The organism is Solirubrobacter deserti (assembly GCF_027587175.1).
Lineage (GTDB): Bacteria > Actinomycetota > Thermoleophilia > Solirubrobacterales > Solirubrobacteraceae > Solirubrobacter > Solirubrobacter deserti.
Map to the genome: position 1 here is coordinate 124049 of NZ_JAPCID010000015.1, position 22474 is coordinate 146522.

Genomic DNA, 22474 nt, shown 5'->3' on the forward strand with positions numbered 1-22474 from the left:
GTTCGCTACTCGACGGTGACGGTCTTGGCCAGGTTGCGCGGCTGGTCGACGTTCAGCCCGCGCAGGCGCGCGATCCGGTACGCGAGCAGCTGCAGCGGGATGACCGCCAGCAGTGGTTGCAGCATCCAGTCCGTCTGCGGGACGACGAGCGCCTCGGCGGCGTGCTCGCCCAGGTCGGCGCCCTCGCTCACGACCGCGATCACGTGCGCGCCGCGGACGCGGACCTCCTGCATGTTGGAGATGACCTTCTCCAGCACGGGCGAGTCGGTGGCGACGACGACGACCGGCGTGTCCTGGTCCAGCAGCGCGATCGGGCCGTGCTTCATCTCGCCGGCCGCGTACGCGTCGGTCGCGATGTAGGAGATCTCCTTGAGCTTGAGCGCGCCCTCGAGGCCGACCGGCAGGCCGACGTGACGGCCGAGGTAGAGGAAGAAGTCCTTCGCGTAGTGGCGCTCGGCCACCAGGTCGATCTTCTCCGTGCCGCGCTCGAGCATCGCGCCGATGTCGTGCGGGATGCGCTTCAGGCGCGTCACGAGCTCGGTCCGGCGCTCGTCGTCGAGCGTGCCCTTGACCTCGGCCAGCCGCAGCGCGAGCAGGTACATGACCGCCACCTGCGCGACGAACGTCTTGGTGGCGGCGACGCCGATCTCCAGGCCGGCGCGCGTGTAGACCGTCGCGTCCGCGTCGCGCGTGGCCTGGGAGCCCATGATGTTCGTGACCGCGATCACCGTCGCGCCGCGCTCGCGGGCGAGGCGCATCGCGGCCAGCGTGTCGAGCGTCTCGCCGGACTGCGTGATGCCGATCACGACGTCGCCGGGGCCGACCACCGGGTTGCGGTAGCGGAACTCGGACGCGACGTCGGTCTCGACCGGTACGCGCGCCCACTCCTCGATGGCGTACCGGCCGATCAGGCCCGCGTGGTAGGAGGTGCCGCAGGCGACGACGATGATGCGCTTGACGCCGCGCAGCAGCTCGTCGTCGAGCTCGGGGAGGTCGACGCCGTCCGGGCGGACCGTGCGGTCGGCGATCGTCTCGGCGACGGCGTCCGCCTGCTCGTGGATCTCCTTGAGCATGAAGGTCTCGAAGCCGCCCTTCTCAGCGGCGTCCGCATCCCAGTCGATCTCGTGCGTCTCGCGCTCGAAGGCGACGCCGTCCGCGGTCATGAACTGCGCGCCTTCGGCGGTCAGCACGACGAGCTCGTCGTCCTCGAGCGCCTGCGCCGTGCGCGTGTGCGCGAGGAACGCGGGGATCCCCGAGGCCAGGAACTGCTCGTCCTCGCCGCGGCCGACGATCAGGGGGCACTCCTTGCGCGCGCCGACGAGCGTGCCGGGCTCTGCGGAGGACTGGGCGACGAACGAGTAGTGGCCACGCAGGCGGTTGTAGGTGCGGCGCGTGGCCTCGACCAGGCCGTGCTCGTCGAGGTCGAGGGCGATCAGGTGCGCGATCACCTCGACGTCGGTCTCCGAGCTGAAGTGGGCGCCCTGGTCCTGGAGCTCGGTCTTGAGCTCCATGTAGTTCTCGACGATCCCGTTGACGACGACGTGGACACGGTTGTCCGGGTCGTAGTGCGGGTGGGCGTTCTCCTCGGTGACGCGGCCGTGCGTGGCCCAGCGCGTGTGACCGATGCCCGTCGTGGCGGGCGGGGCGAGCACCGCAACGCCGCCGTCACCGTTGGCCTGCTCGGCGACCGCGGCCTTCAGCGCGGACAGGTTGCCGACGGCGCGCACGACCCCCAGCCCCTGGTCGCCTTGGATCGAGATGCCCGCGGAGTCGTACCCGCGGTACTCGAGCTTCTCGAGGCCGGCAAGGAGGATCTCCTGTACCGACCGTTGTCCGACGTATCCGACGATGCCGCACATGGCCGTCCTCCTTCCAAGGAAATTCGAGCGCACCAGACCGCGCGCCCTCCAGTCTAAGTCGGCCTTCAGCGGTGTTCGCTGGCCGACCGTCCAGGCCTGCCCTTAACCGAGCTGCGCCTGGACGAGCGCGACCAGGCGCCCGCAGACGGCCTCGGCCTCTTCGACCGAAGGCGCCTCGACCATCACGCGCACCAGCGGCTCGGTGCCGCTGGGCCGCAGCAGCACGCGGCCACGGCCCTCCAGCGCCGCAGACTCAGCCTCAACCGCAGCGTGAACCTCGGAGGCCTCCCTGAGGGCGTCGCGATCCCGAACCCGCACGTTGACGAGCGTCTGCGGAAGCTTCTCCATGCCGCTGCGATCGGCCAGGTTGGTGGTACCGAGGGCTTCGAGCGTGAGCAGCGCGGACGCGATGCCGTCGCCCGAGGGCACGAAGTTGCGGTCGATGATGTGGCCGGACTGCTCGCCGCCGAGCGCCCACTCGCGCTCGCGCAGCGCCTCGAGCACGTAGCGGTCGCCGACGGACGTGATCGCGACCTCGATGCCGTGCTCCTCCATCGCCGTGTGGAAGCCGTAGTTGGTCATCACCGTCACGGCGACGCCGTTGCCCGGTAGGCGGCCGTGGTCGCGGAGGTGGATCGCGGCCAGCGCGATCAGCTCGTCGCCGTCGACCACGACGCCGTTGCGGTCCACGGCGAGCATCCGGTCGCCGTCGCCGTCGAAGGCGAAGCCGATCTCGTCGTCGCCCGTCTGCATCGCGGCCTGGAGCCGGCCCAGGTGGGTGGAGCCGCTGTCGCGGTTGATGTTCCGGCCGTCGGGCTCGTGGGCGATGATCCCGATGTCGGCACCGAGGCGGCGGAAGATCTCCGGCGCCGCGCGGAACGTCGCGCCGTTGGCGCAGTCGAGCAGGATCCGGCGGCCCGTGAGGTCCAGCCCGGAGAAGCGCTCGTGGAGCGCACGCAGGTAGTCCTCCAGCGCCCCGTGGAACTGGCGCACCCGGCCCGGATGCTCCGGGACCACCGGCGGCTGCTCGAGCGCAGCCTCGATCTCCGCCTCCGTCGCGTCGCTCAGCTTGTAGCCGTCGCCGCCGAAGAACTTGATGCCGTTGTCCTGGTACGGGTTGTGCGAGGCCGACAGCACGGCGGCCAGGTCGAACCCGTGGCGCTGGATCAGCAGCGGCGCGCCGGGCGTCGGCAGGATGCCGCCGATCAGCGCTTCACCGCCGGCGGCGGCGACACCCGCGGCGACCGCGGCCTCGAGCATCTCGCCCGACTCGCGCGTGTCGCGGATGATCAGGACGCGCGCCGCTCGCCCCTCGAGCTGCTGGACGCGCGCGGTCGCCGCGCGCGCCAGGGCCAGGGCGAGCTCCGCCGTGAGGAACTCGCCCGCGACACCGCGAACACCGTCGGTGCCGAACAGCTTGCGGGCGGCGCGGGTCGGCGCCGCCGACACTAGCGCTTGGAGAACTGCGGCCGCTTACGAGCCTTCTTGAGGCCCGCCTTCTTGCGCTCCTTCACGCGCGCGTCACGCGTGAGGAAGCCGCGGCGCTTGAGCTCGGACCGCAGGTTGGGGTCCGCCTCCAGCAGCGCGCGCGAGATGCCGTGGCGCAGCGCGCCCGCCTGCGCGGAGACACCGCCGCCGTGCATGGTGGCGATGACGTCCATGCGATCCTCGTAGCCGACCGTTTCCAGCGGCTGGCGGATCGTGCGCTGCAGCGTGTGGCGCGGGAAGAACTCCTCGAGCGACTTGGCCCGCTTGGCCACGCCCGTGATGTGGTACTCGCCCGTGCCCGGCTTGAGCGTGACACGCGCGACGGCGGTCTTGCGCTTGCCGGTGGCGCGGTAGCGAGCGCCGGCGGCGAGGTCGATCGAGGCGTCCGCGATCGTCTGCGGCAGCTCTTCCTCGGTCTCGGTCTCCTCGGACTCCTCGGCGTCCGGGTCCTCGTCCTCGCTGTAACGCGGACGGCCCCCGAGGACGTCTTCGCCCTCGCGCACGATGTTGACCTCGAGGTCCATGCCCGGGATCGCCGGCTTCACGCGCGGCGTCTCGTCTTCCTCGATGTACTCGAGCTCGTCGTCCTCGGCGGACTCCGCGGCGTTGGTGAGCGAGGTCTCCTCGGCGGCGATGATCTCGGACTCGCCGGGGGACTCGTTCACGATCGCCTGCTCGCGATCGAGGGCGTCGGGGCTCGGGGTCTCCTGGCCGCCGACGACGTCCTCGGAGGAGATCTCCTCCGGCTCGGGCGTCTCGTTGACGTTGTCGTTGCTCTCGGCCATGACTCCTACTTCTTCTCGATCAGCGCCATGGGCTGCGGCTGCTGCGCGGTGTGGGGATGCTCCGGACCCGCGTAGACCTTGAGCTTGGTGAGCTGCTTGCGGCCCAGGCGGTTGCGGGGCAGCATGCCCTTGACCGCGAGGCGGATGACCTCTTCAGGCCGGCGCTCGAGCATGTCGTTCAAGGTGCGGGACTTCAGACCGCCCGGGTAGCCCGAGTGGCGGTAGTACATCTTCTCCGTGCGCTTGGAGCCCGTGACCGCGATCTTCTCCGCGTTGATCACGACGACGAAGTCGCCCGTGTCGATGTGCGGGGTGTAGGTCGGCTTGCGCTTACCGCGCAGCGCATCGGCGATCTGGGTGGCGAGACGCCCGAGGGTCTGACCCTCGGCGTCGACGACGAGCCAGTTGCGCTCGCGGTCAGTGGGCTTGGCGACGTAGGTCTTCATTCTTTACAGGGCGTGGACACACCACGCGAAGGCCGCGCGGCGACGGAGCATGATAGCGAGGGCTCAGCGCGCGGCCAGCGCAGCCTTGAGACCGTCGATCGCCGGGATGTCCACCGGATCGGCCTCACGCAGGACCGCTGCGTACAGGCTGACGAGGTCGCCGAGCAGCACGAGCGACACGAGCCGCTCCATCGCCGAATGCCCGCGGGCCGGGACACGCAGCACGGGATCCGCGCCCGCGCGCGCGATGTCGGCCGTGAGCTCCGCGCGCAGCGCGTTGCGCTCGTGCGCCCGCGGATCCTCGAGCGACACGTACGAGAAGCGCCCCAGGGCACGGGCCGCGTCCCAGCCGACGACCTCGTTGTGGTCGGCCTCGGGCAGGATGGACGCGAACGCCGGGAGCGCCGCGTTCTCGTTGAACTGACACTTCCATCGGTACGCGGCGGCGCCCGCGAGCTCGGCGCCGGCGAACACGGGGATCGTGCCGTGCACCGCGCGCGCGATCGACTTCGCGAGCGAGTCGTCGGGTGACTCGGGCCCCCACTCCTCGACGAGGTCGGCCGCGAGAACCGCCGCCGCGATGATGTCGTGCCGGACCGAAGGAGCGGCACCTGCGATGGCCGCGGCCTCGAGCGCGGCGACGAGCGCATAGCCGATCGTGGCGCGCGGCTGGAAGCCGGTCGGGAGGGCGATCACCGGGACGCCGTCGGCACCGGCGCGCTCGGCCAGCCCGCCGCCGGTCGTGGCCGCGATCCGCGGCGCACCCCGTTCGGCGGCCTCGTCATAGGCCGCGAGCGTCTCCTCGGTGTTGCCGCTGTAGCTGGAGGCGAAGACGAGCGTGTTCGGTCCGGCCCAGCCGGGGAGGCGATAGCCGTCGCTGACGACCAGCGGTGCCGTCAGGCGCTGCCCCAGGGCGGCGACGGCAAGCCGTGCGCCGGCGGCCGAGCCGCCCATGCCGGCGACGATCACGCCTCCGGGGGCGGCGATCGGCGTCAGCTCCGCGCGGTCCACCCGCACCAGGGCGTGGGTGAGCTGGTGGGGAAGTCCCAGCACGGCATCGAGCTGGTTCGTGCTGTCGAACTCCTCGATCACTGAACGTTCGAGCGACGCGCGCGAGCGCACTTCGGGGTGTCGGGTCGCGGCCATGCTCGTGAACGTAGCCCTGCCCCGATCCGGTGCTCAATGGCCGATGGTCTAGCCCGGGCGCTGTTCAGGAATCCTGTGGCGCCTGTTGAGCGTGTATGTTCTCCGCCGGTCGTCTTGGTCCGTCGGCCGGTTACGCATCGAGGGGGACAGTTCTGTTGGGTCGCAGTCTGCGGACAACCGCATACGCAGTCGTTGCCGCGGCGTGGCTTGCGCCGGCCGCCTGGGGTCAGGCGCCGCCGCCCGTGCCCGCTCCTCCGGCCGCGTCCGCCCCCGTCGTGGCTTCCTCGCCCGCCGCGGTTGCGCGCCTGGACTGCGTGCAGGCGTGCGGGACGGCGGGCGCGTCCCGCGCCGGGTCCTTGCTCCGTCTGCGCGGCAAGGCGCTCGCCCAGGCCGACGAAGTCGTGTTCATGGGCGCGCCCGGTGACGGCGACGACGTGATCGCCGAGGCGCTCGTGGGTCGCAAGACGTCCGCGGACGTGCGGGTACCGATGGGCGCCGTGAGCGGGCCCGTGGCGGTCGTGGACAGCGAGGGCGCGCTGACCGCGCCGTCGGTCGCACCCGTGCTGGTCGAGGCGACGCCGCCCACCGGTCCGGTGTCCTTGGGCGTGCGCGCCCCCACGTTCTTCTACGACGCGGCGAAGCCGGCCACCCTCGGCTACACGGTGCACGGCGCCGCGCCCGTGCCGGTGACCGTGGACCTCGCGCGCGTGGACGACGGCGCGGTCATCGCCCACTGGGACCTCGGGGCGGTCGCGCCCGAGGCGCCGCAGCAGCTGACGTGGAACGGGCTGGCCAACCGCAAGGTGCAGCGGACCGGACGCTACGAGTTCCGCGTCGTGGCCGGCGGCGTCGCGCAGCCGCCCGTCGCGTTCGAGTTCGCCCGGGACCGCTTCCCGATTCTCGGCAAGGCGACGTTCGGCACGGGCACGGCCGCGTTCGGCGGTGGGCGCGGGCACCAGGGCCACGACGTCTTCGCCGCGTGCGGGACGCCGCTCGTGGCCGCCCACGGCGGAGTCGTGAAGGTCGCCGGCTACCACGGCCGCGCCGGCCACTACCTGGTGATCGACAACGAGGGCACGGGCACCGACTACGCGTACATGCACCTGCGCGAAGCGCCGCTGATCCAGACCGGCGCGCGCGTGTACACGGGGCAGCCCATCGGGTTCGTCGGCGACTCCGGCCACGCGCACGGATGCCACCTGCACTTCGAGGCGTGGACGGCGCCCGGCTGGTACTCGGGCGGCCGGCCGCTCGATCCGCTCCCGCTGCTCCGCGCCTGGGCTGAAGCGTCGTAGTCTGCGCGCCGTGCGCGTATTGACGGTCGTGGGCAACCGCCCGCAGTTCGTGAAGGCCGCGGCCGTGTCGTCGCGGCTGCGGGCGGTCGGTGAGGAGGTGCTCGTCCACACGGGCCAGCACTACGACGACGCGCTCTCGCGCGTGTTCTTCGACGAGCTCGAGCTGCCGCGGCCCGAGCACCGGTTCGAGCTCGGCGGCGGGTCCAACACCGAGCAGACGGCGCGGATGCTGAGCGCGATCGCCCCGCTGCTGGGCGACGTGGACGCGGTGCTCGTCTACGGGGACACCAACTCGACGCTGGCCGGGGCCTTGGCGGCGGCGCAGGCCGGCGTGCCGGTCGCGCACGTGGAGGCCGGCATGCGCTCCTACGACCGCTCGATGCCCGAGGAGCTCAACCGCGTGCTGACCGACCATGCGTCGTCGCTGCTGCTGTGCTCCTCGGAGGCGGCGGCGGAGACGTTGCGGGGCGAGCAGGTGGTCGGCGCCGTGAAGGTCGTCGGGGACGTGATGGTGGACGTGTTCGAGCTGCTCGCGCCGCGGGCCGATGCTTTCGTGCTCGGCACGCTCGGCGTCACGCACGGCGAGTATCTGCTGGCCACGGCGCACCGGGCCGGCAACGTCGACGACCCAACGCGGCTGCGCGCGCTGGTCGACGTGCTCACCGGGATGCCGCTGCCGGTCGTGCTGCCGCTGCACCCGCGCACGCGCGCGCGGTTGGACGCCGCCGGCCTGCTCGAAGCCCTGGAGGGCGTGATCGTCGCTCCGCCGCTCGGGTACCTCGAGTTCACAGCGCTGGTGGTGGGCGCGCGCGCCGTGCTGACCGACTCGGGCGGCGTGCAGAAGGAGGCGTACCTGGCCGGCGTGCCGTGCGTCACGCTGCGAGCCACCACGGAGTGGCGCGAGACGATCGACGCGGGGTGGAACGTGCTCGTCGATCTGGACGCCGACGCCGCCCGCGCCGCGCTGGCCCGGCCCGTGCCGGCCGAGCGCCCACCGCTGTACGGCGACGGCCAGGCCGGAGCCAGGGTCGTCGACGCGCTCGTCAGAATGGTCGGCTGATGCTCGACCCGACCGCGGTGATCGCTGACGATGTGGTGCTAGGTGAGGGCGTGCGCGTGGGCGCCTTCGTGGTGATCAAGCCGGGGACCGTGATCGGCGCCGGCGTGGAGATCCAGGACGGCGCCGTGCTCGGCAAGTCCCCCTCGCTCGCGCGCACCTCGACCGCTCCGCGCGACCCGCTGCCCGGCTTGACCGTCGGCGACGGCGCGGTCATCTGCTGCGGCGCGATCGTCTTCGCGGGCGCGTCGATCGCCGCGGGCGCGATCGTCGGGGACCAGTCGTACGTGCGCGAGCGCGCCGTCGTGGGCGAGCGCTCGGTGATCGGGCGCGGCTCATGCGTGGACAACGACGTGCGCGTCGGCGCACGCGTGAAGGTGCAGACCAACGTCTATCTGACCGCGTACACGGTGGTGGAGGACGACGTGTTCGTCGGGCCGGGGGTGTGCACCACCAACGACGACACGATGAGCCGTCACGACCGCGCGTACCAGCTGCGCGGCGCGACGCTCCGGCGGGCGGCGCGGGTCGGCGGCGGCGTGGTGCTCACTCCGGGCGTCGAGGTCGGGGAGGAGGCGTTCGTGGCGGCCGGCGCGCTGGTGACCAAGGACGTCCCGCCGCGCACCGTCGTGATGGGCGTGCCCGCCCACGTGGTGCGCGACGTGCCCGACGCGGATCTGCTCGAGCACTGGCGCTGACATCCCCCGAACGGCCAACGCGCCACATCGAGGCCTGTTCCTTCGTTCAGCCGGGTACGTGCGCCGACATGACGGTGCTGCTGGTGATCGCGATGGCGTGGCTCACGCTCGCGCTCGCCTGCTACCTGGTGCTGCTCTTCCAGAGTCAGCGGCCCGTCACGGAGACCGACCGGCGCTGCTCGCGGATGGATGACCGCCTCCGCCGCCAGCACGGCTCCAGGCTGCACTGGGAGCGCTAGACGCGGACCGCGGTGAGCGCGGCGACGACCTCGTCGGCTTGCGCGCGGTCGAGCACCGGGCTCATCGGCACCGCGAGGTTCGTGCGTGCGGCCTCGGCCGTGCCGGGAAGGTCGAGGCCCTCGCCCCACTCGCGCATGGCCGGTTGCAGGTGGGCCGGCGTGCGGTAGTACGCGCGTGCGCCGATGCCTGCGTCGTTGAGCACCGTGCGCAGCTCGTCCGCGCGTTCGGAGCGCACGACGTACAGGTGCCACGCGGGCCGGGCGCCGGGGGCGGTCTTCGGGAGCGTGACGAGCTCGCCGAGGCCGGCCTCCTGGTAGTGGCGGGCGCCGGCGCGGCGGCCGTCGGCCCAGCCGTCGAGGTGCGGGAGCTGGACGCGCAGGATGCCCGCCTGCAGCTCATCGAGGCGCGAGTTGTGGCCCACGAGCTCGAACGTCTGCTTGTCGCGCGAGCCGTGGAAGCGGAGCGTGCGGACGGTCTCGGCGAGCGTGTCGTCGCTGGTCGTGATCGCCCCGCCGTCCCCGAACGCGCCGAGGTTCTTGGACGGGTAGAACGACCAGGTCGCGATCGTCCCCAGCGCGCCGGGACGGCGGCCGTCGTCCAGGACCGTGCCGGCGGCCTGGGCGGCGTCCTCGAGCACCGGGACGCCGAGCGCCTCGATCTCCTCCACCGGCGCGACGTTGCCGAACAGGTGGACGGCGATCACGGCCTTCGTGCGCGGCGTCATCGCGGCCTTCACCGTCTCGGCCGTGATGCAGAACGTGTCCGGGTCCACGTCGCAGAAGACGGGGCGCGCGCCGGTGTGCGGGATCGCCTCGGCGGACGCGTAGAAGGTGAAGCTCGGGACGATCACCTCGTCGCCCGGCCCGACGCCGAGCGCGCGCAGCGCGAGCACGAGCGCGTCCGTGCCGTTGGCCACACCGACCGCGTGCGCGGTGCCGGTGTAAGCGGCGAACTCCGCCTCGAACGCCCGCACCTCCGGGCCGAGCACGTAGACGCCCGCGTCGAGGATCGAGCTGACCTTCGCGCGGATGTCGGCGTCGATCGCAGCCAGCGGGGCGGACGTGTTGAAGAGCGGGACGGCCATGCCCGTCACCCTAGCGACGCTGCTGGCGGCGCCGGCGCTTGCGGCGCTCGTCGACTTCCTTGAGGATCAAGAAGACGACGACGCCGCCGAGCAGCCCGGAGAGCACCGCCGGCAGGTCGTTCTGGCGCGGCATGAATGTCGCGACGTAGAGCCCGGCGAAGACCACGCCCACGAGCAGGCGCGGCCAGAACCCGAGGAGCTCGTCCCCGGGCTGTTTGTCTTCGCCGTCTACTCCCACTCGATCGTGCCGGGCGGCTTGCTCGTGATGTCGAGCACGACGCGGTTGACCTCGCGGATCTCGTTGATCATCCGCGACGCGATCTGCTCGAGCAGGTCGTACGGCAGGCGTGCCCAGTCGGCGGTCATCGCGTCGTCGGACGTCACCGCGCGGATCGCGACGACGTAGCCGTAGGTGCGCTCGTCGCCCTGCACGCCGACGGTCCGGATGTCCGGCAGCACGCAGAACGACTGCCACAGCTCGCGGTACAGGCCGGCCTTGCGGATCTCGTCCTGGAGGATGAAGTCCGCGGCGCGCAGCGTGTCCAGGCGCTCCTTGGTGGCCTCGCCGCCGACGACGCGGATCGCAAGCCCCGGCCCCGGGAACGGCTGGCGCCAGACGAACTTCTCGGGCAGGCCGAGCTCCGCGCCGACGGCGCGCACCTCGTCCTTGAACAGCGCCCGCAGCGGCTCGACGAGCTGGAACTCCATGTCCTCGGGCAGCCCGCCCACGTTGTGGTGGGACTTGATCGTCGCCGCGCCGGTGCCGCCGCCCGACTCGATCACGTCCGAGTACAGCGTGCCCTGCACGAGGAACTTGGCGTCGCCGATCTTGGCCGCCTCCTCCTCGAAGACGCGGATGAACTCGGCGCCGATCGCCTTGCGCTTGGCCTCGGGCTCCGACACGCCCTTCAGGCGCTCGAGGAACCGCTGCTCGGCGTCCACCGCGACGAGCGGCACGTGGAACTGGTCGCGGAACGCACGGATGACCTGCTCGCCCTCGTCCTGGCGCATCATCCCGTGATCGACGAACACGCAGGTGAGCTGGTCACCGACGGCCCTGTGCACCAGCAGCGCCGCAACGGACGAGTCCACCCCGCCCGAGAGCCCGCAGATGACCTTGCTGTCGCCGACCTGCTTGCGGATCGCGTCGACCTGCTCGTCGATGATGTTCGCCGCCGACCACGTGCGCGAGGCGCCCGCGATGTCCTCGAGGAACGTCGTCAGCACCTGCTGCCCGTACGGCGTGTGCACGACCTCCGGGTGGTACTGGATGCCGTACAGCCCGCGCTCGGGGTTCTCCACCGCCGCCACCGGCGACTCCGTCGAGGACGCGAGCGCCGTGAAGCCCTCAGGCGCCTCGTACACCGTGTCCCGGTGCGACATCCAGCACTGCTGGGTCTCCGGCGTGCCCGCGAGCAGGCGGCCGGGCTCGGCCACCGTCAGCGTCGAGCGGCCGAACTCGCCGATCTCGGCGCCTTCGACCTTCCCGCCGAGCGTGAGCACGAGCGCCTGCATCCCGTAGCAGATGCCGAGCACCGGGATGCCGAGCTCGAGCAGCTCCGGGTCCAGCCGCGGCGCGCCCGGCGCGTACACCGACGCGGGCCCGCCGCTCAGGATCAGGCCCTTGGGATTGCGCCGGCGCACCTCCTCCACCCCCACGTGATGCGGGAGCAGCTCGGAGAACACGCCGAGCTCGCGCACGCGGCGCGCGATCAGCTGCGAGTACTGGCCGCCGTAGTCGAGGACGACGACCTCATCGGCGGCGACCTCGCGCTCGAGCGCGAGCTCCTCTACCGGCTGGTCAGCCGGCAGTGAGGAGCCATGCCCGAGCGACCTGGCCTCAGTCTGCGACAAGCGCGACATCTCCGCCGCGAACGCCCATGCCGATCGCCTGGTCGCGCTGGAGGTGCTTGCCCTCGGTCTGCAGCGCGGGGGCGATCATCAGCTCGGCCCGGTTGAACTCGGCGATGTCCTGGTAGCCGCAGGTGGCCATCGACGTGCGCAGGCCGCCCATCAGGTTGAACGTGCCGTCGTTCTCGCGCGCGGGGCCGGAGATGATCTCCTCCAGCGTGCCGTTCTGCGTGGTCTTCACGCGCGCGCCGCGCGGGAGCGTCGGGTGGAACGTCGCCATGCCCCAGTGGTAGCCGTGGCCGGGCGCCTCGTAGGCGCGGGCGAGCGGAGAGCCGACCATCACCGCGTCGGCGCCGCAGGCAATGGCCTTCGAGACGTCGCCGCCGGTGCGCATGCCGCCGTCGGCGATCACGCGGACGTAGTCGCCCGTCTCGAGCATGTGCTGGTTGCGGGCGGCCGCCACGTCGGCGATCGCGGTGGCCTGCGGGACGCCGATGCCGAGCACGCCGCGCGTGGTGCAGGCCGCGCCCGGGCCGACGCCGACGAGCACGCCCGCCGCGCCCGCGCGCATCAGGTGCAGACCGGTCGAGTACGAGGCGCAGCCGCCCAGCACCGTCGGGATCGGGAGGTCGCGGACGAACTCCTTGAGGTTGAGCACGTGCCCGGAGGACGAGACGTGCTCGGCCGAGATGACCGTGCCCTGGATGACCAGGATGTCCAGGCCGGCGTCCAGGCAGATCTCGTAGTACTGCTCGACGCGCTGAGGAGTGAGCGAGGCGGAGGCGACGACGCCGTGGGCCTTGATCTCCTTGATGCGCTGGACGATCAGCTCTTCCTTGACGGGCTCCTGGTAGATGTCCTGCATCTCGCGCGTCGCCTGCTCCTTGGGCAGGGAAGCGATGCGGGCCAGGATCGAGTCCGCGTCCTCGTAGCGGGTCCAGATGCCCTCGAGGTTCAGGACGGCCAGGCCGCCGAGCTTGCCGATGATGCCGGCGCTCTCCGGCGAGACGACGCCGTCCATCGCGGACGCCAGCAGCGGCAGCTCGAAGCGGTAGGGACCGAGCGTCCAGGTGATGTCCACATCATCGGGGTCCCGCGTCCTGCGCGAAGGGACAATTGCGATGTCATCGAAGCCGTAGGCGCGGCGCGCCTTCTTGCCTCGGCCGATCTCGATCTCCATGGCGAAATCCTAGGGATAGGGGCGGACGGTGACCCCGGGCGGGTCCTCTTACGTTAGAGCGTCGTTATGAGTCGCCGAGTGACGCTCGACGTCCACTTCCCCGAGCAGGCGCTGAACGCGGTCGGGATCGACCAGACCGGCGCCGAGATGCTGCGTGGATTCCGCGCCGCAGGCGACGGCGAACGCGAGCGCCTCCTCGACCGGCCGGCTCTGATAGCGCGCGGCCACGTAGCCCGCCAGGAACGCGTCGCCGGAGCCGACGGTGGCCCGTGGCTCGATCGCTCCCCCGCGGACGCGCACCCGGTAGATCACCGGCTCGGTCTCGTGCGGCGGGTGCATCCGGGCGAAGCAGCCGTCGGGCAGCGTCATCAGCGCCTCGCGCGCGCCCATGTCGCAGACCTCCTTGACGGCGTACGTGCGGTCCTCGTCGTCGTTGAACTCGTGCCCGACGAGCTCTTCGGCCTCGAGCATGTTCGGCGAGACGACGTCGGGTTCGGCTCTGACCGCGCGCCGCAGCGGGTCCCCGTCGGTGTCCACGACGGTGGTCACGCCGAGCTTGCGCAGCTCACGGATCAGGAAGGCGTAGATGTCCGTGTCGACCTCGCGCGGGAGCGAGCCGGCGAACACGCACAGGCTCGCGCCCTTGGCCAGGTACAGGAGCTTGTCGACGAACAGCTCGACCTCCTGCGGCGTGACCTTCGGGCCCTTCTCGTTGATCTCGGTCTGCTCGCCCGTCGTGGGGTCGATCACGGCGGTGTTCGTGCGCGACTCCTCGCGGATGCGGACGAAGTCGGACAGCACGGAGAGCTGCGTGAGCTGGTCGACGATGCGCGTGCCGGTCGCGCCGCCGGCGAACCCGGTCGCGATCACGGGGGCGCCGATCGTCTTGAGCACGCGGGCGACGTTGACGCCCTTGCCGCCCGGCATCGTGGTCTGCTCGACGGTCCGGTGGCGGCGGCCGAGCCGGAAGTTGGGCACCGACAACGTCTTGTCGATGGCCGTGTTGAGCGTGACGGTGACGATCATGCGGCGCGGGGTGCTTCGCGGCGGTTGGTCCGCCGCCGGCCGGTACGGGCGCGACGGGTCACAAGCAGGACCGTAGCGACTAGCGCCACCGCGACGCCCACGACCACATACGGCCGGGCGGCCCACGATTTCGCCTTCACCGCCGGCGTCGGCGCGGCGACGGCCGACTTGGCCACCAGCGCGACGGTCGCGACGAGCTTGCCCTGCTGGCGCACCTCCACGCGTCCGAGCCGCTGGCCGCTGCGGATCGGGCCCTCGACGACGTCCGGCGCGACCACGTCGGTCGTGATCTCGTCGCGCGTGCCGCGCGGGATGATGCGGCGCACCGTTCGGTCCGGGGCGAGGCTGAGCGTCGCGCCCTGGCGGTCCCGGATCGGTACCCGCGTGATGACCTTGCCCTCGACCACCGCGCGAATGCGCTGGAAGCGCGGGATCGCGAACTTGAGCAGCTCGAGCGTGTCGTGGTCGCGCGCCGCCTCGCTGGGCGTGCCGAGCACCGCGGAGATCACCTGGATGCCGTTGCGGCTGCCCGAGCCGACGAGCACGTAGCCCGCGCCGCGGGTGTGGCCGGTCTTGACGCCGTTGACCCACGGGTAGCGGGCGACGAGCCGGTTGCGATTGCGGAACGTGCGGGGATGGTCGCCCGTCTTGAGCGTGCCGACCGGCGAGTCCACGATCTTGGTGAAGAACGTGTTCTCGCGCAGGACGGCGGCGAGCTTGACCAGGTCGCGGGCGCTGGAATAGTTGCCCTCCTGGTCGAGCCCGATCTCGTTGGAGAAGTGCGTGTTGGTGAGGCCCAACTGGCGGGCGCGGCGGTTCATCTCGCGGTAGAAGCGCTTGCGCGTTCCCGACACGCCCTCGGCGAGCGCGACCGCGGCGTCGTTGCCGGACTCCAGCAGCAGGCCTCGCAGCAGGTCGGAGACCTTCATCCGCTCACCCGGGTTGAGCCGGATCTGGGACTCGATCGGCAGCGGGCGGTAGTCGGAGGCCGCGAAGGTGTCGCTGAGCTTGGCGTTCTCGAGCGTGACCAGCGCCGTCATCAGCTTCGTGGTGGAGCCGATCGAGAGCCGCTTGTCGGCCTGGCGCTCGCACGCGACGGTGCCGGTCGCGACCTCGATCACGATCGCGGCCTGGGCGCCGACGCTCTGCGGGCAGTTGCGCGCCTCGGCTTCGGCTGGGTTGGAGAACAGGAGGAGCGCCGCTACCGCCGCGAGCGCCGCCGCAGCGGGGCGCCTCAATTCTCGAGCCTGATCTTCTGGCCCGGCGACAGCGTGGACGCGTCGATGTCGGGGTTGAGCTCCAACAGCGTCTCGAGGTCCACGCCGGTCTTCTCGGCGATGCCGGACGCGGTGTCGCCCGACTTGACCGTGTAGGTCTTCGCCTTGGACGACTTCTTCTTCTTGCTGGTCTTCTCGGCGGTCGCGCTCGGCGTCGCGGTCTGGCTCGCCGGCGTGGAGTTCGTCGGCTCCTCGTCGCTCGAGACGACGGAATAAAGCGCGAAAGCGAAGGCGATCAGCGCGATCGGCGCCAGAAAGCGCGCGGGATTGCGGCCGGCCATCGAGGTCCAGTCTAGTGGGCTTCAGGCGAGGCCCCATGCCTGCTCGCGAAGGCGCTCGGCTTCGGCGCGGGCAGCATCGGACGGAGTCGCGCCCGTGGCCTCGTGGGCGTTGGCGATGGAGCGTGAGGCGGTGACGAGCCCAGCCGCCCGGCCCGGCGCGAACGCGGGCGCGACGCTGGCGATGTCCCCGCCCTGGGCGCCGATGCCCGGCAGCAGGAACGGCGTGTGCGGCATGAGCTCGCGCAGGCGCTGCAGATGTTCGGGCTCGGTCGCCCCGGTGACGGCCCCGATGTCCTTCAGGCCCGCCGGACCGGCCTGGCCGAGCTCGTCGACGAGGCGCGCCAAGTGCTCCCACAGCCGCTCGCCGGTCGCGAGCTGCGCGTCGAGGATGTCCGCGGCGCCCGGGTTGGACGTGCGGACGAGCACGAACACCCCCGCACCGTGCTCGCGGGCCGCCTGCACGAGCGGCTCGAGCGAGTCGCGGCCGAGCAGCGGGTTCGCGGTGAACGCGTCGGCTCCGAGGCCGTCCACGTGGCCGAACGGCGACGGCGTGGACGCGACCAGCGCCTGGCCGTAGGCCGCGGCGGTGACGGGCACGTCGCCGCGCTTGCCGTCGGCGAGCACGAGCAGGCCCTGCTCGCGGGCGTAAGACGTGATGTGCTCGAGCGCGAGCCAGCCCGGCGCGCCCAGGCGCTCGAAGCAGGCCAGCTGCGGCTTGACGGCGACGACGGCCGGTGCGACCGCGTCGATCATCGCCCGGCAGTGCGCGAGCACGGCCGCGGCAGTCTCCAATCTGGCGACGACACCGGGGCGGGGCGGTTGCTCGCCCGCGGCCTCTTCAGCGTCGGAGAAGGTGAGCGCGAGCCGCGCTCGCGCCTCGCTCGTGCGGTCGATCGCGGCCGGCCAGAGCTTCGCCGGATCGGGATCGATGCCGAGCACGATCTGCGACTCGCGTTCGGCGACGGCCGTGCTGAGCCGATCGCCGAACGTCGGACTGGGACTCGGCCCTCCGTTGCCCGTTTGGGTCATGTGGGTTGACTACAGGCCCAGCCGGGCGCCGGCGATAGCGCCGGCGCCCCTCGTGGTCGCGACTACTTGACGGCCTTCTTGAGGCCCGAGCCGGCCGTGAAGCGCGGCACCCGGCTGGCAGAGATGGTCATCGTCTCGCCCGTGCGGGGGTTACGACCCTCGCGCGCGCCACGCTCCGCGACATGGAACTTGCCGAAACCGGTGAAGTTGACCTCTTCGCCCGAGCCGAGAGCGCTCTCGATCGAGTTCAGCACTGCATCGACGGCAGCGCCCGCGTCCTTCTTGCTGAAGCCGGTCTGCTCGGCGACCTTGTCGACGAACTCGTTCTTCGTCATGCGTCCTCCTGTGGATCCCCAAGTGGGATTGCTGGTGGAGGCCCGAAGCTAACAGTGGCTTCGGACGGGGTCGGCGCACCATAGCGAAAAAACCCGCAATTTGCGAAGATCTGCGGGCGAAAAATGGTCTGAGAATCCACGCTCTAGGGCCGAAAAGCGTCAGCAGCAGCTGTCACGACAGCCTTCACAAGCGCCTCGCCCGGGCGTGCGGACGGGGTTTCCTGCGCGCTTTCCGGCGCGGTTCCGCACAGCGCCGTGCGCAGGTCACGGCGGATCGGGCCCGGCAGCGCGTGCGGGCCGGTGAGGACGACGAGCGCGCGGTGTCCGTCCCGGATCGCGAACACCTGGGCTCCGCTTTCGGAGCCGTGCAGCTCCCGCGCGTGCGGGTGGCCGGCGAACAGCTCCCTGGCCGGCTCGGCGAGACGGGGGTCGCCCGCGAGCACCTCGCCGGTCACGGGATCGAGCACGATTCCGGCGCGCACGTCGGCGGACAACTCGCGCACGTACGCGAGGGCGAGATCGGGCGTGAGGGAGGACATCAGGTGCGTCCGCGACAATAGGGACTCGTGTCCCAGCTCAATCGAGTCGCATGGATCGTCACCGTCGGCAGCTGCCTGGTGGCGGCGCTGATCCTGGTCTTGTCCGGATACACGGGGTATGCGGGCGTGACGCTCGCCGTCGCGATCGCGGCGGCGATCAACCTGTTCTGAGCTCGGCCGCGTCGTTTCGGCGAACGCCGCGGCCCTCGCGAAACGAACACGCGCCCAGGGTGGGTCGGCGACGAACCTTTCGCTATTCGAAACCTTCGTCGCCCACCCGAGTGCACGCGCGTTCGGACACGCTCCGGGACTAGGCGCCACGCCCCTCGAGCCAGGCTGCCATCGCCCGCGCGGCCTTGCCGCGGTGCGAGATCGAGTCCTTCTCGTCGTCGGTCAGCGCGGCCATCGTGCGGTCCGGGAACTCGACCGGCACGAACAACGGGTCATAGCCGAAGCCGCCGCCACCGGCGGGCTCTTGCGCCAGCGTCCCTTCGCACGTGCCCTCGAACAGCTCCTCGCGCCCGTCCGGTGCTGCGAACGCGATCACGCACACGTAGCGGGCCCGCGAGCCGGCCGGCGCCTCGCGGTGCAACTTCGCGAGGTTCTCGCCGTCGGTCGCGTTCGGCCCGGCGAACCGGGCGGTGTAGACGCCGGGGCGCCAGTCCAGCGCTTCGGCCTCGATGCCGGAGTCGTCCGCGAAGGACGGCTCCCCCGTGGCCTGGGCTGCGCTGCGCGCCTTGATCAACGCGTTCTCGGCGTAGGTCGACCCGGTCTCCTCCGGCGTCGGCGCACTCTCCGGCAGGGGCGCGATGTCCACGCCGGGGAGCAGGCGCTCGAACTCGCGCACCTTGTGCGCGTTACGGGTGGCGAGGACGATCGCGGTCACAGCGCCAGCGCCGCCTCCTGCGCGGCGCGCAGGCCTTCGATGCCTGTCTGGGCGAGCGCGAGCAGCTCGTCGAGGTGCGCGCGGCTCAACGGCGTGCGCTCGGCCGTCGCCTGCACCTCGACCAGCCCGCCCTCGCCGGTCATGACGACGTTGGCGTCCACCTCCGCGGTGGAGTCCTCGGGGTAGTCGAGGTCGAGCAGCGGGACGCCGTCGACCACGCCGCACGAGACGGCGGCGATCGTCCCCGTGAGCGGCGAGCGCTCCAGCAGCCCTTCGTCCTGCAGGCGCCGACAGGCCAGCGCCAGGGCGACGTACCCACCCGTGATCGACGCGCAGCGGGTGCCGCCGTCAGCCTCCAGCACGTCGCAATCCACGTAGACCGTGCGCTCGCCGAGCGCGTTGAGGTCGGCGATCCCGCGCAGGCTGCGGCCGATCAGGCGCTGGATCTCCACGGTACGGCCGTCGGCGCGGCCCTTCGTGACGTCGCGCTGCTTGCGGTCGCCCGTCGAGGCGGGGAGCATCCCGTACTCGGCGGTCATCCAGCCGCGGCCCTGGCCGGCCATCCACTTCGGCACGGACTCGTGCACAGAGGCCGTGCAGATCACGCGCGTGCCGCCGCACGAGATGAGCGCGCTGCCGGTCGCGGTCCTCACGAAGCCGGGCTCGATCGTCACGGGCCGAAGCTCGTCCGGCGCGCGGCCGCCACTTCTCTCGCGGGTCATCCTGCGCCTCCTGGCGTGCGGGTCTGGGCGCCGCGCGAGCGCGCGGGCGTGGGGAACGGAGCGACCACGCCGCCAGTCTGGCAAAGCCCTCATCGGCAGCCTCCGTCCCCCTTCCCTCAGCGCCCGTTACGTGATGCCGTTGATCGCGCCCTTGAGCTTGTTGACGATCGTCGCCGCGATACCGGCGTCCTTGCCCGCCGCCGCGACCACGGCCATCACGGCCGCCAGCAGCATGATCAGGCCCACGTACTCGACCGTCCCCTGCCCTCGTTCCTGCGCCAGCCACGCGTGCGTGCGGCCCATCAACTCGTACATCTCGCGACCTCCGAAAGGGTGGTTGCCCGCACCGGTTGCGGGCTGTCGGCAGTGTCCGGGGAGGGGCGGCAACGGCTCTACGCGTACTTGCAACAAATCTGTGCCGACTTCGTAGAAAAAGACGCGCGGGTAGCGTCTTGCGCCGTGCGAGCGTTGATCGTGTCGAACATGTACCCCACCGCACAGCGCCCGGCGCTCGGCCCCTTTGTGCGCGATCAGGTCGAGGCGCTGCGGCGCCGCGAGGACGTCGAGGTCGAGTTGTTCGCGTTCGGGCCGGGGCCGCGCTCGCTGGTCAACGCCGCGCGCGTGCTGCGCTCGCGCTACCGGGGCCAGCGGTTCGACATCGTCCACGCGCACTTCGGGCTGACGGCGTGGCCGGCCGTGCTCGCCGGGCTCGGGCCCGTGGTCGTCACCTTGCACGGCAACGACCTGCTCGTGCGCCGCTCCTACCTCGCCACGCGCGCGATCCTGCCCTTCACCGCGCTCGCCGCCGCGGTCTCGCGCGAGTTCAGCACGAACCTCCCGGGCGCCGGCACGCGGCGGCGCGTCGCGGTCCTGCCCGTGGGCATCGACCTGCACCGCTTCCGCCCGATCCCGCGTGCGGAGGCCCGCGCCCGCCTGGGGCTGGACCCGGACGGCCCGTACCTGCTGTTCCCGCACGACCCGTCGCGGCCGCTCAAGCGCTACGACCGGGCGGTCGAGGCCGCGGGCGAGGTCCCGCTGCTCACCCTCGGCGGTGTCCCGCCGGACGAGGTCCCGTACTGGATCAACGCCGCCAACGCGGTGCTCGTCCCGTCGTCGAAGGAGGGGTTCGGGCTGGCCGTGATCGAGGCGCTGGCCTGCGGCGTGCCCGCGTTGGGAACGCCTGTCGGCATCCATCCGGTCGTGCTCGACGGGATCGAAGGCGCCTACTGCGGCGAGTGGGACCGCGACGCCTGGCGTGCCGCGCTCGCCCCACATCTCGCCGCCGCCGACCCGCGCGTGGACGGGCGCGGCCGCGCGGAGCTGTTCTCGGCCGACGCGATGGCCGCGCGAGTGGTCGACGCGTGGCGAGATCTGCTCTTAGAGCGAAGCGAATGAGCCGCCCATCCGTTGAAGTCGGTCGCGGTGGCTGAACCCGACCCTATACTCGACCTCTCGGAGTCCCGAGCGGAACCCGACGACTTATGAGCGGCCTGTTTCGACGCTTGTCCGGCCGGCGCTCCGAGGGTCCTGAAGCGAACGAGCCGCAGACCGCGGCCGAGCCGGGAGCCGCGGACGCGCCCGCCTCCAACCCCGCCGAGGAGAGCGGCCATCGGTCGCTGCTCGCAGACCCGGCGGCGTCCACGCCTGGGCCTGCCGCCCCGGGCGGTCAAGACCCGGCGACGGGCTACGTCCCAACGTCGTTTCCGCAGCCTTCACCGAGCGGCGCCGCCGCCACGCCGCTGACGTCCGGCGATCCCCTCGCCTCCCCCGCGAGCAACGAGCCGGCACAGCCCGCGGCGGCCCACACCGGCCCCGCCGAAGCCGGTGCCACTCATCCCACGGCGACTCCGGACCAGCCGACCGCCATCATCCCGCCCGGCGCGGGGCAGCCGCAGAGCTACCCGACGCAGGCCGGCGCTCCGCAGCCCTACCCGGCACAGCCGTACTCGCCGCAGCCGGGCGCGGTTCCCGCGCAGCCCGGGTACGCCGCACAGCCCGGCACGGTTCCGGTCGGCTATCCGGGGCAGCCCGGCGTGCCCCCGGTCGCCTACGGAGCGCCTGCCGCCTTCACCGGTCCGTATCCGCCGCAGGCCGCGGCGTATCCCGGCGCCGTCGGCCCTCAGCCGCCCGAGGCGCTGCCCGTCGCGGACCTTCCGGCGGGCCTGGACCCGGACGAGCTCGCGGCCGCCCCGCCGACCAGCGCGCGTCGCAGCAAGTTGCGCCGCCGCGCGGCGTTCCTGCGCGCTGCGCGTGAGGTGCTGCTGCGCGACCTCGGCGGCTTCGTCTACGAGCTCCACCGGACCGCGCACGACATCGAGCACGAGGCGCACCGCCGCCTGCGCGAGACCAAGCTCACGCGCCTCGGCCGCGTGGACAATGAGCTGCACGAGATCGAGACGCGGCTGGACGACGTCCGCCGCCAAGTGATCGTCCGCGAGCCCGGCATCGGCGGCGAGTGCCCCCAGTGCGGCGAGCTCTTCAGCAGCTCCGCGCACTTCTGCTCGAACTGCGGCCTGCCGCTGACCGAGTCCGCGCGCAAGGCGAGCGCCAGCGCCGCCGCCCCGGAGCCCGCACCCGAGCCGGTGATCGCGCCGGTCGCCCCGGCCGTCGCGCCGGTCGACCAGCCGACCCAGGAGATCTCGCCGCTGGACCCCGACCACCCGTCCGCGGGGGCCGACTTCCAATGGCCGCGGCGCGAAGCGTCGTCCGGCTCGACCGGTGAAAGCGCGCCGGCGACCCCCGACGCAACCACCGAGGCCCTGTCCACGTCCGCCGCCGCCCAGACGCCGGCCGACACGACGAGCGAGCCCGCCGCCGAGTCGCCGCCCGCCACGGGCACGAGCGAAGACGCACGGAGCGAGCCACAGGCCGTCGCCGCGCCGAACGAGGCCGCGCCGGCCGCCACGAGCGCGACCGAAGCCGCGGCCGGCGAGCCGCAGGCCGCCACACCCGTCGAAGGCGAGCCGGCCGAGGCGCGGGCCGAGACGCCGGCCGCCGCCGGCGCAGGCGAAGACGCGCTGGGCGAGCCGCAGAACCTTGCCGCGCCGAACGAGGCCGCGCCGGCCGCTACGAGCGCGACCGAAGCCGCGGCCGGCGAGCCGCAGGACTCGTCGCCGGCCGACACGCCGAGCGAGGCCGCGCCGGCCGAGGCGCCGGCCGCCACGAGCGGGACCGAAGGCGCGCCCGGCGGGGCGCACGACGCGGGGGCGGGCGCCGAGACCGCGCGTTCCGAGGACGCGACGGGCCCGGG

General features: G+C 72.2%; 24 protein-coding genes and 1 pseudogene. 7 read left to right on the forward strand and 18 right to left on the reverse strand.

The features are described from left to right. Positions 1-5: 5 nt before the first annotated feature. The 5 genes from glmS to OJ962_RS12875 all read right to left on the reverse strand — a co-directional run bounded on the left by glmS (position 6) and on the right by OJ962_RS12875 (position 5724). A complete protein-coding gene (gene glmS / locus OJ962_RS12855) occupies positions 6-1859 on the reverse strand; it encodes a glutamine--fructose-6-phosphate transaminase (isomerizing) (protein ID WP_202957854.1) in 1854 nt (617 codons plus the stop codon). Positions 1860-1961: 102 nt separating this feature from the next. Beyond that, positions 1962-3308 carry a phosphoglucosamine mutase gene (gene glmM / locus OJ962_RS12860; protein WP_202957853.1) on the reverse strand — a complete coding sequence of 449 codons (1347 nt, stop codon included), beginning with the start codon at positions 3306-3308 and terminating at the stop codon, positions 1962-1964. Further along, a complete protein-coding gene (rpsI, locus tag OJ962_RS12865) occupies positions 3308-3871 on the reverse strand; it encodes a 30S ribosomal protein S9 (protein WP_202958007.1) in 564 nt (187 codons plus the stop codon). Before rpsI ends, glmM begins: the two co-directional genes overlap by 1 nt. 266 nt (positions 3872-4137) lie before the next feature. Beyond that, complete coding sequence (gene rplM, locus OJ962_RS12870) at positions 4138-4578, reverse strand: 50S ribosomal protein L13 (RefSeq protein WP_202957852.1); 441 nt, start codon at positions 4576-4578, stop codon at positions 4138-4140. 63 nt (positions 4579-4641) lie between these two features. Next, on the reverse strand, positions 4642-5724 hold the full coding sequence (locus OJ962_RS12875) for a bifunctional phosphoglucose/phosphomannose isomerase (protein WP_202957851.1): 1083 nt from the start codon (positions 5722-5724) through the stop codon (positions 4642-4644). Between the two features lie 242 nt (positions 5725-5966). Here OJ962_RS12875 and OJ962_RS12880 point away from each other — a divergent pair, with 242 nt between their 5' ends. The 4 genes from OJ962_RS12880 to OJ962_RS12895 all read left to right on the forward strand — a co-directional run bounded on the left by OJ962_RS12880 (position 5967) and on the right by OJ962_RS12895 (position 9013). Next, complete coding sequence (locus OJ962_RS12880; protein WP_202957850.1) at positions 5967-7019, forward strand: M23 family metallopeptidase; 1053 nt, start codon at positions 5967-5969, stop codon at positions 7017-7019. Between the two features lies 1 nt (position 7020). After that, positions 7021-8079 carry a non-hydrolyzing UDP-N-acetylglucosamine 2-epimerase gene (gene wecB, locus OJ962_RS12885; RefSeq protein WP_407697509.1) on the forward strand — a complete coding sequence of 353 codons (1059 nt, stop codon included), beginning with the start codon at positions 7021-7023 and terminating at the stop codon, positions 8077-8079. Further along, positions 8079-8774: an acyltransferase gene (locus OJ962_RS12890; protein ID WP_202957848.1), complete on the forward strand. Its 696-nt coding sequence runs from the start codon at positions 8079-8081 to the stop codon at positions 8772-8774. Before wecB ends, OJ962_RS12890 begins: the two co-directional genes overlap by 1 nt. A gap of 68 nt (positions 8775-8842) precedes the next feature. Beyond that, positions 8843-9013, forward strand: coding sequence for a hypothetical protein (locus OJ962_RS12895; RefSeq protein ID WP_202957847.1), 171 nt, complete (start codon positions 8843-8845; stop codon positions 9011-9013). Here the strand turns inward: OJ962_RS12895 and OJ962_RS12900 are convergent. The 10 genes from OJ962_RS12900 to OJ962_RS12945 form a co-directional block, all read right to left on the reverse strand. Beyond that, positions 9010-10098 carry a DegT/DnrJ/EryC1/StrS family aminotransferase gene (locus OJ962_RS12900; RefSeq protein WP_202957846.1) on the reverse strand — a complete coding sequence of 363 codons (1089 nt, stop codon included), beginning with the start codon at positions 10096-10098 and terminating at the stop codon, positions 9010-9012. The two genes, OJ962_RS12895 and OJ962_RS12900, sit on opposite strands and share 4 nt — an antisense overlap. Before the next feature lie 10 nt (positions 10099-10108). Then, positions 10109-10336 (reverse strand): hypothetical protein, encoded by a 228-nt coding sequence (locus tag OJ962_RS12905; protein ID WP_202957845.1) that lies wholly within the window; start codon positions 10334-10336, stop codon positions 10109-10111. Next, a complete protein-coding gene (gene guaA, locus OJ962_RS12910; protein WP_407697510.1) occupies positions 10327-11910 on the reverse strand; it encodes a glutamine-hydrolyzing GMP synthase in 1584 nt (527 codons plus the stop codon). Before guaA ends, OJ962_RS12905 begins: the two co-directional genes overlap by 10 nt. A gap of 28 nt (positions 11911-11938) precedes the next feature. Next, positions 11939-13129: a GuaB3 family IMP dehydrogenase-related protein gene (locus OJ962_RS12915; protein WP_202957843.1), complete on the reverse strand. Its 1191-nt coding sequence runs from the start codon at positions 13127-13129 to the stop codon at positions 11939-11941. Between the two features lie 48 nt (positions 13130-13177). After that, positions 13178-14155, reverse strand: coding sequence for a 1-phosphofructokinase family hexose kinase (locus tag OJ962_RS12920; protein ID WP_202957842.1), 978 nt, complete (start codon positions 14153-14155; stop codon positions 13178-13180). Continuing rightward, entirely contained in the window at positions 14152-15393 is a 1242-nt protein-coding gene (locus OJ962_RS12925) for a D-alanyl-D-alanine carboxypeptidase family protein (protein WP_202957841.1), read from the reverse strand. Before OJ962_RS12925 ends, OJ962_RS12920 begins: the two co-directional genes overlap by 4 nt. After that, positions 15390-15713, reverse strand: a complete 324-nt coding sequence (locus OJ962_RS12930) for a LysM peptidoglycan-binding domain-containing protein (protein WP_202957840.1) — start codon at positions 15711-15713, stop codon at positions 15390-15392. Before OJ962_RS12930 ends, OJ962_RS12925 begins: the two co-directional genes overlap by 4 nt. 21 nt (positions 15714-15734) lie before the next feature. After that, positions 15735-16742: an orotidine-5'-phosphate decarboxylase gene (gene pyrF, locus OJ962_RS12935; RefSeq protein WP_202957839.1), complete on the reverse strand. Its 1008-nt coding sequence runs from the start codon at positions 16740-16742 to the stop codon at positions 15735-15737. Positions 16743-16804: 62 nt separating this feature from the next. After that, on the reverse strand, positions 16805-17077 hold the full coding sequence (locus OJ962_RS12940; RefSeq protein WP_202957838.1) for an HU family DNA-binding protein: 273 nt from the start codon (positions 17075-17077) through the stop codon (positions 16805-16807). A 143-nt stretch (positions 17078-17220) separates the two neighbouring features. After that, on the reverse strand, positions 17221-17616 hold the full coding sequence (locus OJ962_RS12945) for a hypothetical protein (RefSeq protein WP_270006383.1): 396 nt from the start codon (positions 17614-17616) through the stop codon (positions 17221-17223). Between the two features lie 27 nt (positions 17617-17643). On the opposite strand from OJ962_RS12945, the gene OJ962_RS12950 reads away from it, so the two are divergent. Further along, on the forward strand, positions 17644-17787 hold the full coding sequence (locus OJ962_RS12950; protein WP_202957836.1) for a hypothetical protein: 144 nt from the start codon (positions 17644-17646) through the stop codon (positions 17785-17787). 139 nt (positions 17788-17926) lie between these two features. Here the strand turns inward: OJ962_RS12950 and rdgB are convergent, their stop codons facing one another. The 3 genes from rdgB to OJ962_RS12965 form a co-directional block, all read right to left on the reverse strand. After that, entirely contained in the window at positions 17927-18502 is a 576-nt protein-coding gene (rdgB, locus tag OJ962_RS12955; protein ID WP_202957835.1) for an RdgB/HAM1 family non-canonical purine NTP pyrophosphatase, read from the reverse strand. Further along, a complete protein-coding gene (gene rph / locus OJ962_RS12960) occupies positions 18499-19224 on the reverse strand; it encodes a ribonuclease PH (RefSeq protein WP_202957834.1) in 726 nt (241 codons plus the stop codon). Before rph ends, rdgB begins: the two co-directional genes overlap by 4 nt. A gap of 126 nt (positions 19225-19350) precedes the next feature. Continuing rightward, positions 19351-19539: a hypothetical protein gene (locus OJ962_RS12965; protein WP_202957833.1), complete on the reverse strand. Its 189-nt coding sequence runs from the start codon at positions 19537-19539 to the stop codon at positions 19351-19353. Positions 19540-19683: 144 nt separating this feature from the next. Here OJ962_RS12965 and OJ962_RS12970 point away from each other — a divergent pair, with 144 nt between their 5' ends. Continuing rightward, complete coding sequence (locus tag OJ962_RS12970; protein WP_202957832.1) at positions 19684-20619, forward strand: glycosyltransferase; 936 nt, start codon at positions 19684-19686, stop codon at positions 20617-20619. A gap of 86 nt (positions 20620-20705) precedes the next feature. After that, positions 20706-22474, forward strand: a pseudogene (locus OJ962_RS12975) (hypothetical protein); the annotation flags it as partial.

Coding starts and splice junctions, on each gene's coding strand:
- glmS (WP_202957854.1), bottom strand. CDS start 1,859: ATGTGCGGCATCGTCGGATACGTCGGACAACGGTCGGTACAGGAGATC.
- rpsI (WP_202958007.1), bottom strand. CDS start 3,871: ATGGACCTCGAGGTCAACATCGTGCGCGAGGGCGAAGACGTCCTCGGG.
- rplM (WP_202957852.1), bottom strand. CDS start 4,578: ATGAAGACCTACGTCGCCAAGCCCACTGACCGCGAGCGCAACTGGCTC.
- OJ962_RS12875 (WP_202957851.1), bottom strand. CDS start 5,724: ATGGCCGCGACCCGACACCCCGAAGTGCGCTCGCGCGCGTCGCTCGAA.
- OJ962_RS12890 (WP_202957848.1), top strand. CDS start 8,079: ATGCTCGACCCGACCGCGGTGATCGCTGACGATGTGGTGCTAGGTGAG.
- OJ962_RS12895 (WP_202957847.1), top strand. CDS start 8,843: ATGACGGTGCTGCTGGTGATCGCGATGGCGTGGCTCACGCTCGCGCTC.
- OJ962_RS12900 (WP_202957846.1), bottom strand. CDS start 10,098: ATGGCCGTCCCGCTCTTCAACACGTCCGCCCCGCTGGCTGCGATCGAC.
- OJ962_RS12915 (WP_202957843.1), bottom strand. CDS start 13,129: ATGGAGATCGAGATCGGCCGAGGCAAGAAGGCGCGCCGCGCCTACGGC.
- OJ962_RS12920 (WP_202957842.1), bottom strand. CDS start 14,155: ATGATCGTCACCGTCACGCTCAACACGGCCATCGACAAGACGTTGTCG.
- OJ962_RS12930 (WP_202957840.1), bottom strand. CDS start 15,713: ATGGCCGGCCGCAATCCCGCGCGCTTTCTGGCGCCGATCGCGCTGATC.
- pyrF (WP_202957839.1), bottom strand. CDS start 16,742: ATGACCCAAACGGGCAACGGAGGGCCGAGTCCCAGTCCGACGTTCGGC.
- OJ962_RS12940 (WP_202957838.1), bottom strand. CDS start 17,077: ATGACGAAGAACGAGTTCGTCGACAAGGTCGCCGAGCAGACCGGCTTC.
- OJ962_RS12945 (WP_270006383.1), bottom strand. CDS start 17,616: ATGTCCTCCCTCACGCCCGATCTCGCCCTCGCGTACGTGCGCGAGTTG.
- rph (WP_202957834.1), bottom strand. CDS start 19,224: ATGACCCGCGAGAGAAGTGGCGGCCGCGCGCCGGACGAGCTTCGGCCC.
- OJ962_RS12965 (WP_202957833.1), bottom strand. CDS start 19,539: ATGTACGAGTTGATGGGCCGCACGCACGCGTGGCTGGCGCAGGAACGA.